Here is a 15,040-nt window from a genome sequence, read left to right on the forward strand (position 1 = left end):
GGAATCGGTGTGGCCAGCAGGTGAGGCAGCTTCCCCCGCATGAAGTGGAATCTGGGCGTCGTCGGAGCTGCCGTCAATGGCGCGGTTTGATTGCCTGGCCTCTCCGGGGGTGCTACCGATCTGGGAGTCATGTCGCTTCTGGTGGAGTTCCGTGGCGATCAACGCCTCAAGCACTTGCTGCACGACGTCAATTTCCTGGGTCGGGCGCCGGGCAACTCCATCCAGTTCATCGACCCGCTGGCCAGCCGCTACCATGCGGAGATCCGCAAGCAGCCGGACGGCCGCTTCGAGATCTCCGATCTGGGTAGCCGGCACGGCACCTACGTGGCCGGCGTGGCCGTCGAGAAGCACCTCCTGGCGCCGCAGGACGAGATCATCCTCGGGGCGACCCGCTTCCGCTTCGAGCAGGAGGCCCTCCTCGAAGGAGAAGGGAAGCGCTGGCACGAGCGCCTCACCTGCGTGTACCCGGTGCGCCTCCTCCTCGAGGAGCGCTCCTACGACACGCGAGCCGTCGATCTCTCGGTGGGTGGGGTCCGCATCGACCTGGACGAGCCCATCCCGGCGGGGACGGCCGTCAGGCTCTCCATCGGCTTCCCGGGCCGCACCCGCCGCTTCCGGGTCAACGGCCGGGTGACCAGCAACCCCTCCTCCCAGCGCGGCCTCGGCGTCGCCTTCGTCTTCGATACTCCGGGTCAGGAGACCGTGGTGGCCAGCGAGGTCGCGCGCCTGCTCAAGAAGTGACCCCGTGAACGAACCTGCTCAGCGACGGAGCATCGCGACCCTCGTGGCGATCGACCAACCGGTGGCCCGCCGCTTCCCGCTCGGCGAGTGCGCCACCATCGGGCGCGACGCCGAGTGCGAGGTCCAGGTGATCGATCCGATGGTCTCCAGGCGCCACGCCGAGATCCTCCAGCGAGACGACGGGCACTACGAGCTCGTCCACGTCGGGCAGAGCCACGGCACCTTCGTCGGCCAGGAGGCGGTCGACCGGCACCTCCTGCGGGACGGGGACGAGATCATCGTGGGGGCCGCGAGGTTCCGCTTCGAGGAGCTGGCGCTCAACGAGGTGGGAGTCGCGGCCCTAGACCTCGAGGCCGCCCGCAAGAACACGGCGGTGAGCTTCCGGATCGACCTCGATCCGGCGAAGGCCTTCCCTCCCCAGGAGGACGTGGCGGACGAGCGGACCATCCGGCGCGACTACGAGAAGCTGCGCGTGGCACACGAGCTCTCCCGCTTCCTGGGCTCGGCGCCCCGCCTCGACCAGCTGATCGAGCGCACGCTCCTCACCGCCTTCGAGCTGCTGGCAGCCGAGCGAGGCGTGGTCCTCCTCTCCGACCCGGAGACCGGCCGCCTCGATCCCGCGCTGGCCTACAGCCGAACCGAGGCCGACGCGCCCATGGTGCTCTCGGCCACCGTCGTGCAGGAGGTCCTGCACTCCGGCAACGGGATCGTCTCGGCCGACGCCGCCAGCGATGATCGCTTCGATGGCTCGCAGAGCATCGAGCGCGAGGGCATCCACTCGATCATCTGTGTGCCGATGCGCCACGCCCAGGGCCTCGTCGGGATCATCTACCTGGACTCCAAGACCAGCACCTACCTCTTCGACGCGGGGGACCTCGACCTGCTCGGGGCGGTCGCCTCCCAGGCCGCGACCACGATCCAGAACGTCCTCCTCTCCGAGCAGCTGCGCGAGGAGAGCGAGCGGGTCGAGCAGCTGGTCCGCGATCTCCCCGACGCCGTGATCCTGCTCGACGCGGAGGGACGGATCGCCTTCCTCAACCCACAGGCGGTGCACCTCCTGGCCTGCTGGACCGGAGCCGAGGTGGGGGATCCCCTGGAGACGATCGGGGACCTGCCGATCAACGAGGCCGTCAACCAGGCCGCCCACAGCCCCCTCGAGCTCGCGATGCAGGCCGGCGACAACCGCATCCTGCGGATCACGGCGAACAACACGGCCGAGTCGGGGGAGACGGTGCTGGTGATCCGCGACGTGACCTACGAGCGGGAGCGAGAGCGGGTGCTGGCGGACCACGAGCGCATGCGGGTCCTGGGCGAGTTCGCCTGGGGGATCGCCCACGACTTCCGCAACATCATCCAGATCGTCGATGCGCAGGCCGATCTCATCCAGGGCTCGGCGAACAGCGAGGACATCGGCCGCCGCGCCGAGTCCATCGGGCGGGCTGCGGGGCGCGCCATGGAGCTGACGCGCAGGCTGGTGCTGCTCGGTCGAGGCGGGGTGCCGGAGAAGGTGACGGTGAACCTGAACGAGGTCGCCGGCAGGGTGCTCGAGTTCATCGAGTCCCAGCTGCCCGGCAACATCAAGGTGAAGACGGCCTTCGCCGAGGATCTCGAGCCGATCCAGGCCGATCCGACCCAGCTCGAGCAGGTCATCGTGAACCTCTCGATGAACGCGAAGGACGCCATGGCCGGCGGCGGGGTCCTGCGGGTGGAGACGGCCAACGAGGAGCGCGACGGCGCGCAGCGCGTCGTCATCCGCCTCGCCGACACCGGCACCGGCATGCCCGAGGACGTCGTGAAGCGAGCCTTCGAGCCCTTCTTCACCACCAAACCCGAGGGCGAGGGGAGCGGCCTCGGACTGGCCCTCGTGCGGCGGATGGTCGAGGAGGAGCTCGGCGGCACCATCGAGCTCGCCTCCACCCTCGGCGAAGGGACGACCTTCACGCTCTCCTTCCCCCCCTCCGGGGCGACGGTCTAGCCCTCCGGCTGCCTCGCCACTTCTCTGGCAACCCCTGGAGATTCAGGGCACAATCCCTCTTTCGAGGTCGAGTTCCCGCCACGGTGGGGGAAGATCCGCCCGGAGCGCCGGGCGGGCGGCCCGGGGTCCCGTTGTGATATCCAGGCAGGAGAAGATGGTTCAGCCCTTTGGACAGGACGACCCGCCTCGCGAGGAGGAGCGCGAGCAGGCGACCCTCCCCGTCGGGACGGTGCTCGGCTCGTACCGGATCGAGCGGATCCTGGGCATCGGGGGCATGGGCACGGTCTACCTGGCGATCCACCAGCGCCTCGGGCGCAAGGTCGCCCTGAAGACCCTCCACCCGGAGTTCGCGACGAACCCCACCGCAGTGCGGCGCCTCTTCGCGGAAGCCCGGGCGGTCAACCAGATCCAGCACGAGAACATCGTCGAGATCACCGACTTCGTCGAGACCGGCCAGCTCAAGTACTACATCATGGAGCTCCTGGACGGCCGGGACCTCGCCGAGATCCAGCTCGAGGAGACGCACCTCTCCATCGCCCGGGCGATCCGGATCGGCGTGCAGATCGCCGACACCCTCGAGGCGGTCCACGCCGGGGGCATCGTGCACCGGGACCTGAAGCCCGCGAACGTCTTCCTGATCGAGCGCTCGGGCCGCCCCGACTTCGTGAAGCTCCTCGACTTCGGCGTTGCCAAGCTGATGGATCAGCCCAAGGGCGACGCCATGTCCCGGACCGCGGCGGGCGCCATCGTGGGCACCCCCGACTACATGTCGCCGGAGCAAGCGGCCGGCAAGCCGGTGGACCACCGTACCGACATCTACTCCCTGGGCGTGATCCTCTACGAGATGGTCGGAGGGCAGAAGCCCTTCAAGGCCAACAGCCTGGGTGAGCTGGTGGTGAAGCACCTCACCATCACCCCGACCCGGCCGAGCAAGCTCAAGGACCTGCCCCACGAGATCCCCGCCGAGCTCGAGCGGATCATCCTCTCCTGCCTCGAGAAGGATGCCTCCCGCCGGCCCCAGAGCATCGGCGCCGTGGCGGCCCAGCTCCGCGAGCTGGGCATGGGGATGACGGACTGGGCCCTCCTCACGGGTGAGCACACCGCCCTGGCACCGGGCCGGCCTCGCCGCTCGCCCCTGCCCGCGATCGCCGGGGTCGTGGGGCTGGCCGCCGTCGCCGGCCTCACCGCTGTCTTCTGGCCCCGGGAGGAGCCCGGACCGGTCAACCCGCCGCCGATCGTCTTCGAGGCGCCCGTGAAGACCGAGGTGACCCTCTCGATCGACTCGGTGCCCACGGGGGCGATGGTCTTCCTCGCCGGGCAGACCGAGCCCATCGGCCTCACCCCGCTCTCGGAGGTCTTCCCGCTGAGCGAGGAGCAGCAGCAGTTCGAGTTGAGGCTCGAGGGCTACGAGACCGAGACCTTCACCCTGCCCCTGGACGCCGACGCCCGGGTGAGCCGTGCGCTGAAGGAGATACCGGTGGTGGAGGAGCCCCCCAAGCCGGTGCCCAGGAAGAAGAGCCCGAAGGTCGTCAAGAAGCAGGGCCCCACGCACAAGCGGGGCGTCATCGACCCCTTCGCGAACTGACCGGCCCGAGAACCGGGGGATCTCATGACTCGCAGCACGCTCTGGACGCCACTCGTCCTCGCCCTCCTCCTTGCGCTGACCGGCCCCGGCCTGGCCGAGGCCCAGCGCGGCAAGACGGAGCGCCAGACCCGGGCCGAGGCCAAGACCCTCTTCCAGGACGGGCAGAAGCACTACACCCTCGGCGAGTTCGACCAGGCCCTCGAGAAGTTCACCGCCGCCTACGACAAGCTCCCCCTCGCCGCCTTCCTCTTCAACATCGCCCAGTGTCACAAGGAGATGAGGAACTACGAGCGGGCGGTCTTCTTCTTCGAGGGCTACATCCGGGAGGCCCCGGACGCCCCCAACAAGGACGTGGTGCTGGAGCTCATCGGGGAGAGCCGCACCGCGCTGGAGCGGAAGCAGGAGGAGGAGCGCCTCGCCAGGCTCGAGGCGGAGCGCCTCGAGGCCGAGAAGGCCGCCCACGAGGCCGAGCTGGCCGCGGCCCGGGCCGAGAACGAGAAGATCCGAAAGGAGGCCTCCGAGCGGCGGGCCAAGGAGATGGCCGAGCTGCGCCGCATCGCCGAGGAGATGAAGACCCTCAAGGAGAGCGCGGCCTTCAATCCGCCACCTCCCGTCGAGGAGCCCAAGACGCCGGTCACCCGGAAGTGGTGGTTCTGGACCGCCCTCGGCGCCGTGGCCCTGGCCGCCGCCGGCGGGGGCACCGCCCTCGCCCTGCGCCCGACGGAGCTCCCCGGCGGGTCCCTTGGAACCATCGACCATCGTGAGTAGCATCGAGAAGATGTGGGGGGATTCCTTGACGACGAGCCGGCTCGTTCGCGGCGCCCTGATGCTCTGCCTGGTGGCGCTGGGCGTGGGCTGTCCTCCCAAGGTCGAGAAGGGCCTCACCGGCCTCGAGGTGACCGTGGTCTACGCCTCGGGCCTGGGCCTGGATCAGATCCTGCTGAGCGGGACCACCGAGGGCTCGGCCAGCTTCGGGCCCGACACCCTCCCGGAGCAGGCCCGCACCCTGGCCGCGACCCAGGAGTCGGTCGTGATCCTGCTGCCCGAGGCCTGGGGTGGCCTCAACTTCACCCTGGTGGCCGAGGGCCTCGTGCAGGGTCAGGCCGTGGCCCAGGGGACCTCCACCGTCACCACCCGCGCCCGGGAGGTGGTGAAGGTCACCGTGGCGCTCAACGCGGCGAACTGCGGCGACGGGACCTGCGACGCCACGAGCGAGTCGACCACGACCTGCCCGGCCGACTGCGGCACCAGCTGCGGCGACGGAGTCTGCAACGGCGACGAGTCCACCAGCCGCTGCTCCGACGACTGCGGCAGCGAGTGCGGCGACGGCGCCTGCAACGGCCCCGAGACCGCCTGCTCCTGCGCGGCCGACTGCGGCAACACCATCTGCGGCGACGGTTGTTGCGCCGGCCTCGAGAACACCTGCAACTGCCCGGGCGACTGCGGCTCCCTCTGCGGCGACACCTGCTGTAACGGGACCGAGACCTCGGCCGCCTGCGGCGCCGACTGCGGCGTCGTCTGCGGCGACGGCACCTGCGATCCCTCCGAGACCGCGGCCGGCTGCCCGGCAGACTGCGCCGGCTGCGGGGACGGCACCTGCGATGCCGGCTCCGAGGATCCGGCCACCTGCCCGGTCGACTGCCCCGACCAGTGCCCGGACGGGCTCTGCACCGGCAACGAGACCACGGCCACCTGCCCGGCGGATTGCGCCGGCTGCGGGGACAGCGCCTGCGTCGCCCCGGAGAACGCCTCGACCTGCCCGTCGGACTGCCCGGACCAGTGCCCGGACGGCTTCTGCACCGGCACCGAGACCGAGGCGACCTGCCCCGCCGATTGCGCGGGCTGCGGCGACGGCAGCTGCGATCCGCCGGAGACCCCCCAGACCTGCTCGGCCGACTGTCCCGACGTCTGCCCCGACGGGCTGTGCACCGGCGCCGAGACTCCCCTGACCTGCCCGGCCGACTGCCCGGACACCTGCGGCGACGGCCTCTGCACCGGCGCCGAGACCGAATGCGGCTGCCCGGCGGACTGCGCGGACGACTGCGGCGACGGCTGCTGCACCGGCGCCGAGAACGCCTCCACCTGCCCCCAGGACTGCCCGGACGTCTGCGGTGACACCTTCTGCACCGGCGCCGAGTCGGGCTGCGGCTGCCCCACCGACTGCGGCGCCTCCACCTGCGGGGACGGCACCTGCTGCGTCGCCGGGGGGGAGAGCTCGGCCACCTGCCCCGGAGACTGCGGGTCGGTCTGCGGAGACGGGTTCTGCACGACCGGCGAGGACGACGTCCTCTGCGCCGCCGACTGCGCCACCTGTGGCCCCTCCTGTATCGACGGGGCCTGCGTCACTTCCTGCGCGGCGGGCGCCTGTGCGCCGGGCTGCACGAACGACTGCCGGTGCAATCTCCAGTGCAGTGTGGCCGATCCCTGCGACGCCACCTGCGCCGGCACCGCCGTCTGCACCAGCCGCTGCGCGAAGAACCCGTCCACCGCGGTCTGCGGCATCACCTGCACGGACGCCTCCACCTGCTCGCACTCCTGCGGCCTGGCCACCGGCAACTGCTACCTGACCTGCGAGGACACGGCCACCTGCGACCTCGACTGCTCGGGCCTCTCGGGCGGCTGCAACCCGGTCTGCCGGGATAACTCCACCTGCACCGTGACCTGCAACAACGTCACCGTCGACTGCACCCAGGCCTCCTGTGAGGGCAACGCCTACTGCGTCATCGACTGCCCGGTCTCGGGCGGCTGCAGCTTCGCCCGGTGCGACGGCGGCGAGATCACCTGTCCCAACGGCGACGTCGCCTGCGGCGGCCCCTGCCCCTAGGACGCCCCCCCTCCGTGGCGGGTTCGACGGGGAGGGCTAGATCAGAGAGATGGCCCCCTCTCCCCGCGTCCGCGTCTACCTCGCCTGCTCCCTCGACGGCTTCATCGCCGGCCCCGACCACGACATCGAGTGGCTCCACCGGGACCACTCCGCCGCCGGGGATCTCCCCCATCAGGTGGGCAGCCTCGGCTTCGAGTCCTTCCTGCGCGAGGTCGGCGCGATGCTCATGGGACGAGGCACCTACGACGTGGTCGAGGGCCTCGGCCAGTGGCCCTACGGTGACCTACCGGTCCTCGTCGCCACCCGCCGCCCCCTCGAGCCCGTCGCGCCGACGGTGCAGACCGCCGAGGGTGAGATCGGTGAGCTGATCGCCCGGGCGAAGGAGGCGGCCGCCGGGAAGGACGTCTACCTCGACGGCGGGAACCTCGTCCGGCAGGCCCTCGCGGCCGGGCTCGTCGACGAGCTGACCCTCACCTTCATCCCCCTCCTCCTGGGGGAGGGCTTGCGCCTCTTCGACGCCCTCGTCGAGCGCAACCGGCTGCAGTTCACCTCCCACGCCTCGATGGAGGGCGGCCTCCTGCAGGTGAGCGCCCGGCTCCTGAACCCGGTCTGATCCTCCCGCGCCGACCCGGTTCTCCGAACTCCCGGGGAGATGTATGCAGCGGTCAGCAAAGGGGGAGTCATGAAGACCTGGTTGGCTCCACTGGGGTTGTGTCTCTTCTTGGTTCTCGGGACGGGTGCGGCCTGTCGCGGCGGCGGCGGCGGTGGTGACCCCGACGCCGGCGTCGAGGACGGCGGTGGCAGCGACGGCGGCACCGTCGAGGGCTGGCGGTGGAAGGCCTGCCCCCTCCACACCGACGACATCTGGGGCAAGCAGGCCGAGTGCGCGATGATCCCGGTGCCGCTGGACTGGGCCGACCCCGAGGGACCCTCGATCGAGATCTTCGTCAAGCGGCTGAAGACCGAGGGCACGAGCAGGGGCCAGCTCTGGCTCCTCCAGGGCGGACCCGGCGGCTCGGGCGCGGTCTACGAGGTCTTCCAGGAGCAGTTCGCGCAGATCGACGGCAACTGGGACACCTACGCCATCGACCACCGGGGCGTGGGCAAGTCGGCCCGCCTCGGCTGCCCCCAGGAGGCCGCCACCGCGAACAAGCCCTTCGGCCTCGCGCCCGAGGACTTCGAGGCCTGCCTCGCCTCTCTCCAGGCCGAGTGGGGCGAGGACCTCGCCCACTTCAACATCACCAACGCCGCGAAGGACCTCGAGCACCTCATCGCCGAGACCCGCGCCCCGGGCGAGCAGGTCTTCCTCTACGGCGCCTCCTACGGGACGACCTGGGCCCACCGCTACCTGCAGCTCGATCCGGAGCCGATCGACGGGGTGATCCTCGACTCCCTGGCGATCAACATCTTCTTCACCGACTTCGACGCCTACTTCAACCAGGTCGGCGAGGACTTCCTCGCCCTCTGCACCGCCGACACCGACTGCAACACCAAGGTCGGCGGCGACGCCTGGGGGGCCGTGGGCCTGGCCCTCGACGCCATCGAGGCCGGGAGCTGCTCCGAGCTGGGCCTCGATCGCAAGCACGCCCGCTGGTTCTTCGCCGAGCTGCTGATGAACGTCGCCACCCGCGACCTCATCCCGGCGATCGCCCACCGCATCCAGCGCTGCGAGGCCGGCGACGTCGCGGCCATCGAGCAGCTGCGCGGGGTGCTGGCCGGCTTCATGCCCGACTACCTGCGCGAGCTCGACTCCCGCTCGCTGGGCCTGAACATCATCGCCTCCGAGTTCTGGCCCCTCTACCCCACCGACGCCCACCACCTGCAGTGGGCCGCGACCGACCTGCCGGTCCTCATCCTCCAGGGTGACCTGGATCCCCAGACCCCCCACTGGGTGGCCTAGCCCGCCCCCACTTCTCCGGGGCGAGCCAGTGGTTCGTGACGGTGCCGAACTCCCCGCACGGGGTGCTGATGCAGACCCCCACCACCAACTCGAACGTGCCTTGCGGCACCCAGATCTTCCAGTCCTTCCTGAACGATCCCACGGTCGCGCCGAACACCTGGTGTACGAGCAGGCTCCTGCCCATCAACTTCAACGGTCACCCCGGCTACGCCCAGTACTTCCTGGGCACCGACGACTTCTGGGAGAACGCCAAGACGCGCTCGGAAGAGCCCGCGCCCGCGCGCCCGGGCGTGGAGGAGTCGCTCCGCTTCAGCCGCAGCCTGGCCCCGCTCCGATGACCCCCACTCGACGAGGTCTCCCCATGCTTCGCTCTCTCGCTCTCACCTCTCTCGCCTTCCTCCTGCTCCTGGTCACCGCCTGCGGTGAGCCCGAGCCCGACGGCCCGAACACCGTGACCTTCCGGGGCAGCGTCGCCAGCCAGTTCGCCCCCACCCTCTTCCACGCCGACGCCTGGGTCGTCGTAGACGTACACGGCGGTGACCTCCTCGAGACCACCACCGACGCCAACGGCGAGTTCAGCGTCGAGGTCCCCGAAGGCTCCACCCTCACCGTCACCGCCGGCGCGGAGGGATCCGCACCGGTCACCCTGGTCGGCATCGACTCGGCCCGCCCGGGGTCACTGGACCTCTACCTCATGCCCTTCGACCAGACCCAGCTCCCGGGAGAGACCTGGTCGGTCTCGGTCACCGTCGACAACCTGCCCGCCGGCGCCACCCACGTCTTCGTCTACGGCGGAGATCAGGGCGGCTCCGCCTTTGCCCCCATCTCCGATCCCACCCAACCGGCGACCGTCAACTTCGACACCTTCGTCCTCGACGGCCTCGACGAGGTCGGCTTCACCCTCGGCGCGCTCAACGGCACGACCGCCGAGTTCTTCGACGCCGTCGCGCTGGTCGTCCGCCGCGCGGACGCCGACAAGACCTACAGCCTGTCCATGCCGGGCGTCGCCCCCACGGTCCTGCAGATCACGACCAACCGTCCGGTGATCGACGGCAGCCCGTTCGACACCTTCAACAGCCGCTTCACCTACGTGATGGGCCAGGTCCGGGTGAACGACCCACCCGCCTTCAACACCGGGGCGGTCCTGGGCTTCACCACCACGGCCACCGACACCGGCACCGGCTACGCCCTCGACGTCCCCTACGTCGTCACCGCCGACCATCCGGCCTTCGCCCAGGTCTACCTGAGCCGCGACCCCTCCGTTCCCGCCAACGGCATCTCACTGGTCCAGCAGGCGATCGAGCCGGGCGCCACCAGCCTCACCCTCGAGGCCCTCGACACTCCCACCGTCGACACCACCGTGACCTGGGAGCCGGGCGCCTCCCTCTCCTGGCCGGCCGTCGCCGGCGCCTCTTCCTATCTCTTCGCCGCGATCAGCGACGGAACCCTGCGCTGGCAGATCAGCACCCTGGAGCCCGAGCTGGCCTTCCCCCGCTTCCCCGAGGGCTTCGACCTCCAGCGCCTGAACCCGGGTGGCGGCTGGCGCCTCCAGGCCCGGCAGCAGGACATCTCCTACTTCGACCACCCGGTGGAGTTCGACCCGACGATCGACACCTTCAAGGTGAGCGTGACCGCCGGCGGCCTGGTCTCGTTCTAGGCGGCCGCGCCGGAAGTAGCGCCCTCCTCGCCGGGCGTCACGCCGCGCCCGGCGCGCAGCAGGTAGAGCCAGAGCAGGACGAAGGCGGCGCAGGCGAAGGCCACCTTCACCCGCAGGTCGATCACCGGCTCGTGCCACTGGGAGATCGTCCCCTCGATCAGGCCGGCCACCACCAGCACCGGGGCGGTGCCCAGCACCAGGAGCACCGCCGTCTGGGCGGCCTCCCGCAGCGCCCGCCGGCGCCCGAGCCTCCCCGGGGCCAGGATCGAGCGCCCCAGGACGAAGCCCGCGCCGCCGGCGATGAAGACCGCCGAGAGCTCCAGCGAGCCGTGGGGGAAGATCCAGGCGACGAAGAACAAGCCGTGCCCCCGGGTCCAGTAGAGCCAGCCCAGCGCCCCCAGCCCGATGCCGTTGAAGAAGAGGAGCACCGCCGTGAGGATGCCGCCGGCCAGGCCCACCGCGAAGACCAGGATGGTGACCTGGATGTTATGGGTGAAGAGGAAGGCCGAGAAGGCCGCCTCCTCGTCCGCGTCGAGCTTGCGCCCGGCGTCCCGCTCCACCCGCTGGGCCGGATCGAGGTGCTGGTGCTGCTCGGGGACCAGGTAGATCCACGCGTCGGGATCCACCGCCATCGCGATGCCGCCGAAGGCGGAGCCGGCCAGGAAGAAGGCCGTCGAGAGCGCGATGGCCCGCCACTCCTGCCGCACCAGGCGGGGGTAGCCCACCGCCAGGAAGCGGGTGATGGCCGAGAGGCGGGGCCGCGGGTTGGGGTGGATGCGGCCGTGGGCCCGGGCGACCAGGTCGTTCAGGTAGTCGACGACCTCGGCGCTCGCGCCGTGGCTGCGGGCCCAGAGCAGGTCGGCGGAGGCCTGCCGGTAGAGGCGGCCGAGATCCTTCGCCTCCGAGAGGTCGAGCTTGGCCACCCCGCGACGGTCGACCTCCGTCAGCAGCATCTCCAGGGCCTGCCAGCGTCCCCGGCCTTCCTCGAGAAATTGGGTCAGCTCCACGGCCCGCCCATCGTAGCACCTCGGCCCCCGTCGGCGCTGCGCCGCGTGCTACCCTCGGGGGGCCCATGCGCACCGACGCCCTGCATCAGGTGGAGACCAGCGAGTTCGTGATCTTCGAGTTCGAGCTGGCCGGCCTGGCCACGCGGGCGGCCGCCTGGATGATCGACGCCATGGTGATCGGCCTCCTGGTCGGCTCGATCTGGTTCGCCCTGGCCATCGCCTCGATCGTCGGCGGGGGCGTCGCCGTCGCCCTGGCCTTCGTCCTCTCCTTCCTCGTGCAGTGGGGCTACTTCACGATCCTGGAGTGGGCCTGGAAGGGGCAGACCCTGGGGAAGAAGGCCGTGGGCCTGCGGGTGCTCACCGATCGGGGCCTGCGGCCGGCCTTCTACCAGGTGCTGCTGCGCAACCTGCTGCGGATCATCGACTCGATGCCGATGACCTATCTGGTGGGCGGCCTCTCCGCCTTCGCCTCCCGGAGCCACCAGCGCCTGGGGGATCTGGTGGCCGGCACCATCGTCGTGAAGGAGCGCAAGCGCCCCCTGCCCTCGGCGATCCTGCCCGAGCACGAGCGCTACAACTCCTTCCTGGAGGATCGGGCCGCCGCCGAGGCCGCCCGGCGCCTGGTCCCCGCGGCCCTGCGCGAGGTGATGATCTCCCTCTCCCTGCGCCGGGAGGAGATCGAGACCGACGCCCGCCTGCTCCTCTTCGACCGGGTCGCCCTGGCCCTGGTCGACGCCGGGGTGCCCCGCCCCCGGGCCCTCTCCGCCGAGCGCTTCGTGGTCGGGGCCACCGCGGCGATCCTCCAGGGGGAGAGCGGGCCGCGCGGCAAGGAGCGCCGCGCCCACAAGAGAGTCCCGCTCGGGCGGGGAGTCGGATAGGCTGCCTCCCTCGTGATCGCCCGACTCCTGGCAAACCTGGCCTCGCGCCACGCAGGCAAGATGGTCCTCCTCTCGGCCCTCCTCACGGGGCTGATGGCCTGGGCCGCGACCGGGCTGCGGATCCACACCTCGCTGACCGAGCTCCTCCCGGAGAAGGCGCGCGAGGTGCAGGACGTCCACGTGGTGAACGAGGAGGTGGGGGGCATCGGCTACCTCGTGGCGGTGATCAAGGGTGAGGACGCCGAGGTGGTCGGCGACTTCGCCAACCGCTTCGTCGAGGCCGTCGGGAAGCTCCCGGACGTCCGCTACGTCGAGCACCACTACGACCCGGAGTTCTTCAAGCAGCGCGCGCTGATGTTGCTGACCCCCGCGGAGATCGACGAGCTCGACGCGGCGGTGGCCGCCCGCATCGCGAAGGAGAAGCGGGACGCGAACCCCCTCATCGTGAACCTCCTGGACGAGGAGGACGAGGAGGAGGTCCCCACCCTCGAGGAGCTGCAGAAGAAGTACGAGGCCCGGGCCCCCACCCGCGAGCGCCTGACCTCGGACGAGGGGCGCACCGCCTACGTCATGATCAAGCCCGAGGGCCTCGCCGGCGATCTCGCCTTCGGCCAGGTCTTCGTGCCGAAGGTCCGGGCCATGGCCGCCGAGATGGGCGCCGCCACCGGCGGCTTCGACGGCAGCGTGGCGAAGGACGCCGAGGCGAAGGTCTGGGTCGGCCTCACCGGCAACTACGCCATCCGGGTGGAGGAGAACCAGGTCATCCTCCGGGACCTGCAGATGGCCGCCGTGATGGCCCTCCTCCTCTCGGTGGGGCTGGTCGTCGTCTGGACCCGGCGGATCCGGGCGCTGCTCCTGGTGGGCCTGCCCCTCCTGGCCGGCGTGCTCTGGACCGGCGGGATCGTGGCCCTCACGGTCGGTGAGATCAACATCATCACCGGCTTCCTCGTCGCCATCCTCTTCGGCCTCGGCGTCGACTTCGGCATCCACCTCTTCATGCGCTTCATGGAGGAGCGCCGCACCGGCGCCGAGGTGGAGGACGCCCTCCTGCGGGCCATCGAGGTCACCGGGCGGGCCACCGCCACCGGCGCGGCCACCACCGCCGCCGCCTTCTACGGCCTCTCCTTCGCCGACTTCGAGGGCTTCTCCCAGTTCGGCCAGGTCGCCGCCGTCGGCGTGCTGATCGCCTTCCTCGCCACCTACCTCACGGCCCCGCCCCTCTACGTCTACCTCGACCGCCTCAAGTCCATGATCCGGCCCCACCGGGTCAAGGAGGACAAGCCCGCCTTCTCCAACCGGGCGCCCGGGCTGGTCGCCGGCACCGTGATCGTCGCCGTGCTCGGCTTCGCCGTCTTCTCGGTCTTCTCGATCCGGCACATCGGCTTCGTCACCGACTTCCGCAAGCTGCAGGGCACCCTGCCGGCCACCGTCCTCCTGGACGAGGCCACCGAGGCCCTCGGCCGCACCCTCGCCCCGGCGATCATCATGACCCGGGGGGTGGAGAACGCCCGGAAGATCTCGGAAGAGCTCCACGCCATGCGCGACGCCCAGAGCGCCGAGGGGGTGGTGGGGCTGGTGCTCACCCTCAACGACGTGGTGCCGCCGGATCAGGACGCCCGCCTCGCGCGGCTGAAGGTGCTGCGGGAGACCCTGAGCGATCCCGCCGTCGGCACCCTGCCCGACGAGGACCGCAAGAAGGTCGAGAAGGCCATCGCGCTGACCAACCCCCCGAAGTGGGGCGTGGACGACCTGCCCCAGTACGTGCGCAACCGCTTCCTCTCCCCGGACGGTCAGGAGGTCATGTGCCTGGCCGCGCCGGTGAAGCCACCCCTGCACATCTCGGTGCTCTTCGCCTGGGCCGACGCCCTCACGGAGCTGCGGGAGCGGGTGGGCGACATCCCCATCTGGACCGCCGACGAGAACCTCATCGCCGCCAAGGTCTTCCGCCTGATGCGGGACGACGGCCCCCGGGTGCTCCTCGCCGCCATCCTCGCGGTCTTCTTCCTCCTCTTCATCGACCTGCGCAGCCCCTTCCGGGCCCTGCTGGTCCTCGGCCCCCTCCTCCTGGGCGTGCTCTGCATCGCCGGCGGGATGCGGCTCTTCGGGGTGGACCTGAACTTCCTCAACGGCGTGATGATCCCCTCGATCGTCGGCATCGGCATCGACAACGCCGTGCACGTCTACCACCGCTACCGGGACGAGGGCCGGGGCAGCATCGGCCGCCTGGTGCGCAACACCGGCTCGGCGGCCTTCCTCGCCACCACCACCACCGCCATCGGCTTCGGCACCCTGGTGCTGGCCCACCACGGCGGCCTGCGCAGCGCCGGCGAGCTCGCCCTCATCGGGATGGGCGCCTGCTTCATCGGCACCACCGTCTTCTTCCCCGCCCTCCTCTGGGTCATGGAGCGCACCCCCTTCGGGCCGCCCGAGGCGCCCACCCCGGAGGCGCCGGAGCAGCCGGAGGACTAGGCCG

General features: G+C 70.8%; 12 protein-coding genes. 11 read left to right on the forward strand and 1 reads right to left on the reverse strand.

Annotation, left to right across the window (positions count from 1 at the left end; all coding sequences use genetic code 11):
• Window positions 1-129 precede the first annotated feature (129 nt).
• From P1V51_00415 to P1V51_00455, 9 genes are all read left to right on the forward strand, one after another.
• The gene (locus P1V51_00415; protein MDF1561469.1) at window positions 130-741 is read left to right on the forward strand and encodes an FHA domain-containing protein; all 612 of its coding nucleotides are present in this window, start codon (window positions 130-132) and stop codon (window positions 739-741) included.
• Window positions 742-745: 4 nt separating this feature from the next.
• A complete protein-coding gene (locus P1V51_00420; protein ID MDF1561470.1) occupies window positions 746-2,716 on the forward strand; it encodes an ATP-binding protein in 1,971 nt (656 codons plus the stop codon).
• A 154-nt stretch (window positions 2,717-2,870) separates the two neighbouring features.
• The gene (locus tag P1V51_00425) at window positions 2,871-4,301 is read left to right on the forward strand and encodes a serine/threonine protein kinase (protein ID MDF1561471.1); all 1,431 of its coding nucleotides are present in this window, start codon (window positions 2,871-2,873) and stop codon (window positions 4,299-4,301) included.
• A 24-nt stretch (window positions 4,302-4,325) separates the two neighbouring features.
• Complete coding sequence (locus tag P1V51_00430) at window positions 4,326-5,069, forward strand: hypothetical protein (GenBank protein ID MDF1561472.1); 744 nt, start codon at window positions 4,326-4,328, stop codon at window positions 5,067-5,069.
• 25 nt (window positions 5,070-5,094) lie between these two features.
• Window positions 5,095-7,125 carry a hypothetical protein gene (locus P1V51_00435; GenBank protein ID MDF1561473.1) on the forward strand — a complete coding sequence of 677 codons (2,031 nt, stop codon included), beginning with the start codon at window positions 5,095-5,097 and terminating at the stop codon, window positions 7,123-7,125.
• Between the two features lie 49 nt (window positions 7,126-7,174).
• The gene (locus P1V51_00440) at window positions 7,175-7,738 is read left to right on the forward strand and encodes a dihydrofolate reductase family protein (protein MDF1561474.1); all 564 of its coding nucleotides are present in this window, start codon (window positions 7,175-7,177) and stop codon (window positions 7,736-7,738) included.
• A 108-nt stretch (window positions 7,739-7,846) separates the two neighbouring features.
• Window positions 7,847-9,025, forward strand: coding sequence for an alpha/beta fold hydrolase (locus P1V51_00445; GenBank protein ID MDF1561475.1), 1,179 nt, complete (start codon window positions 7,847-7,849; stop codon window positions 9,023-9,025).
• A 41-nt stretch (window positions 9,026-9,066) separates the two neighbouring features.
• The gene (locus P1V51_00450; protein MDF1561476.1) at window positions 9,067-9,363 is read left to right on the forward strand and encodes a hypothetical protein; all 297 of its coding nucleotides are present in this window, start codon (window positions 9,067-9,069) and stop codon (window positions 9,361-9,363) included.
• Between the two features lie 23 nt (window positions 9,364-9,386).
• On the forward strand, window positions 9,387-10,682 hold the full coding sequence (locus tag P1V51_00455; GenBank protein ID MDF1561477.1) for a hypothetical protein: 1,296 nt from the start codon (window positions 9,387-9,389) through the stop codon (window positions 10,680-10,682).
• Here P1V51_00455 and P1V51_00460 read toward each other — a convergent pair.
• Window positions 10,679-11,689 carry a stage II sporulation protein M gene (locus P1V51_00460; protein ID MDF1561478.1) on the reverse strand — a complete coding sequence of 337 codons (1,011 nt, stop codon included), beginning with the start codon at window positions 11,687-11,689 and terminating at the stop codon, window positions 10,679-10,681. The two genes, P1V51_00455 and P1V51_00460, sit on opposite strands and share 4 nt — an antisense overlap.
• A gap of 65 nt (window positions 11,690-11,754) precedes the next feature.
• Here P1V51_00460 and P1V51_00465 point away from each other — a divergent pair, with 65 nt between their 5' ends.
• Together P1V51_00465 and P1V51_00470 are read left to right on the forward strand one after the other, a co-directional pair.
• Window positions 11,755-12,567 (forward strand): RDD family protein, encoded by an 813-nt coding sequence (locus P1V51_00465; protein ID MDF1561479.1) that lies wholly within the window; start codon window positions 11,755-11,757, stop codon window positions 12,565-12,567.
• A gap of 12 nt (window positions 12,568-12,579) precedes the next feature.
• Window positions 12,580-15,036 carry an MMPL family transporter gene (locus tag P1V51_00470; GenBank protein ID MDF1561480.1) on the forward strand — a complete coding sequence of 819 codons (2,457 nt, stop codon included), beginning with the start codon at window positions 12,580-12,582 and terminating at the stop codon, window positions 15,034-15,036.
• Window positions 15,037-15,040: the final 4 nt, after the last annotated feature.

It is taken from the genome of Deltaproteobacteria bacterium (genome assembly GCA_029210625.1).
Lineage (GTDB): Bacteria > Myxococcota > Myxococcia > SLRQ01 > SLRQ01 > JARGFU01.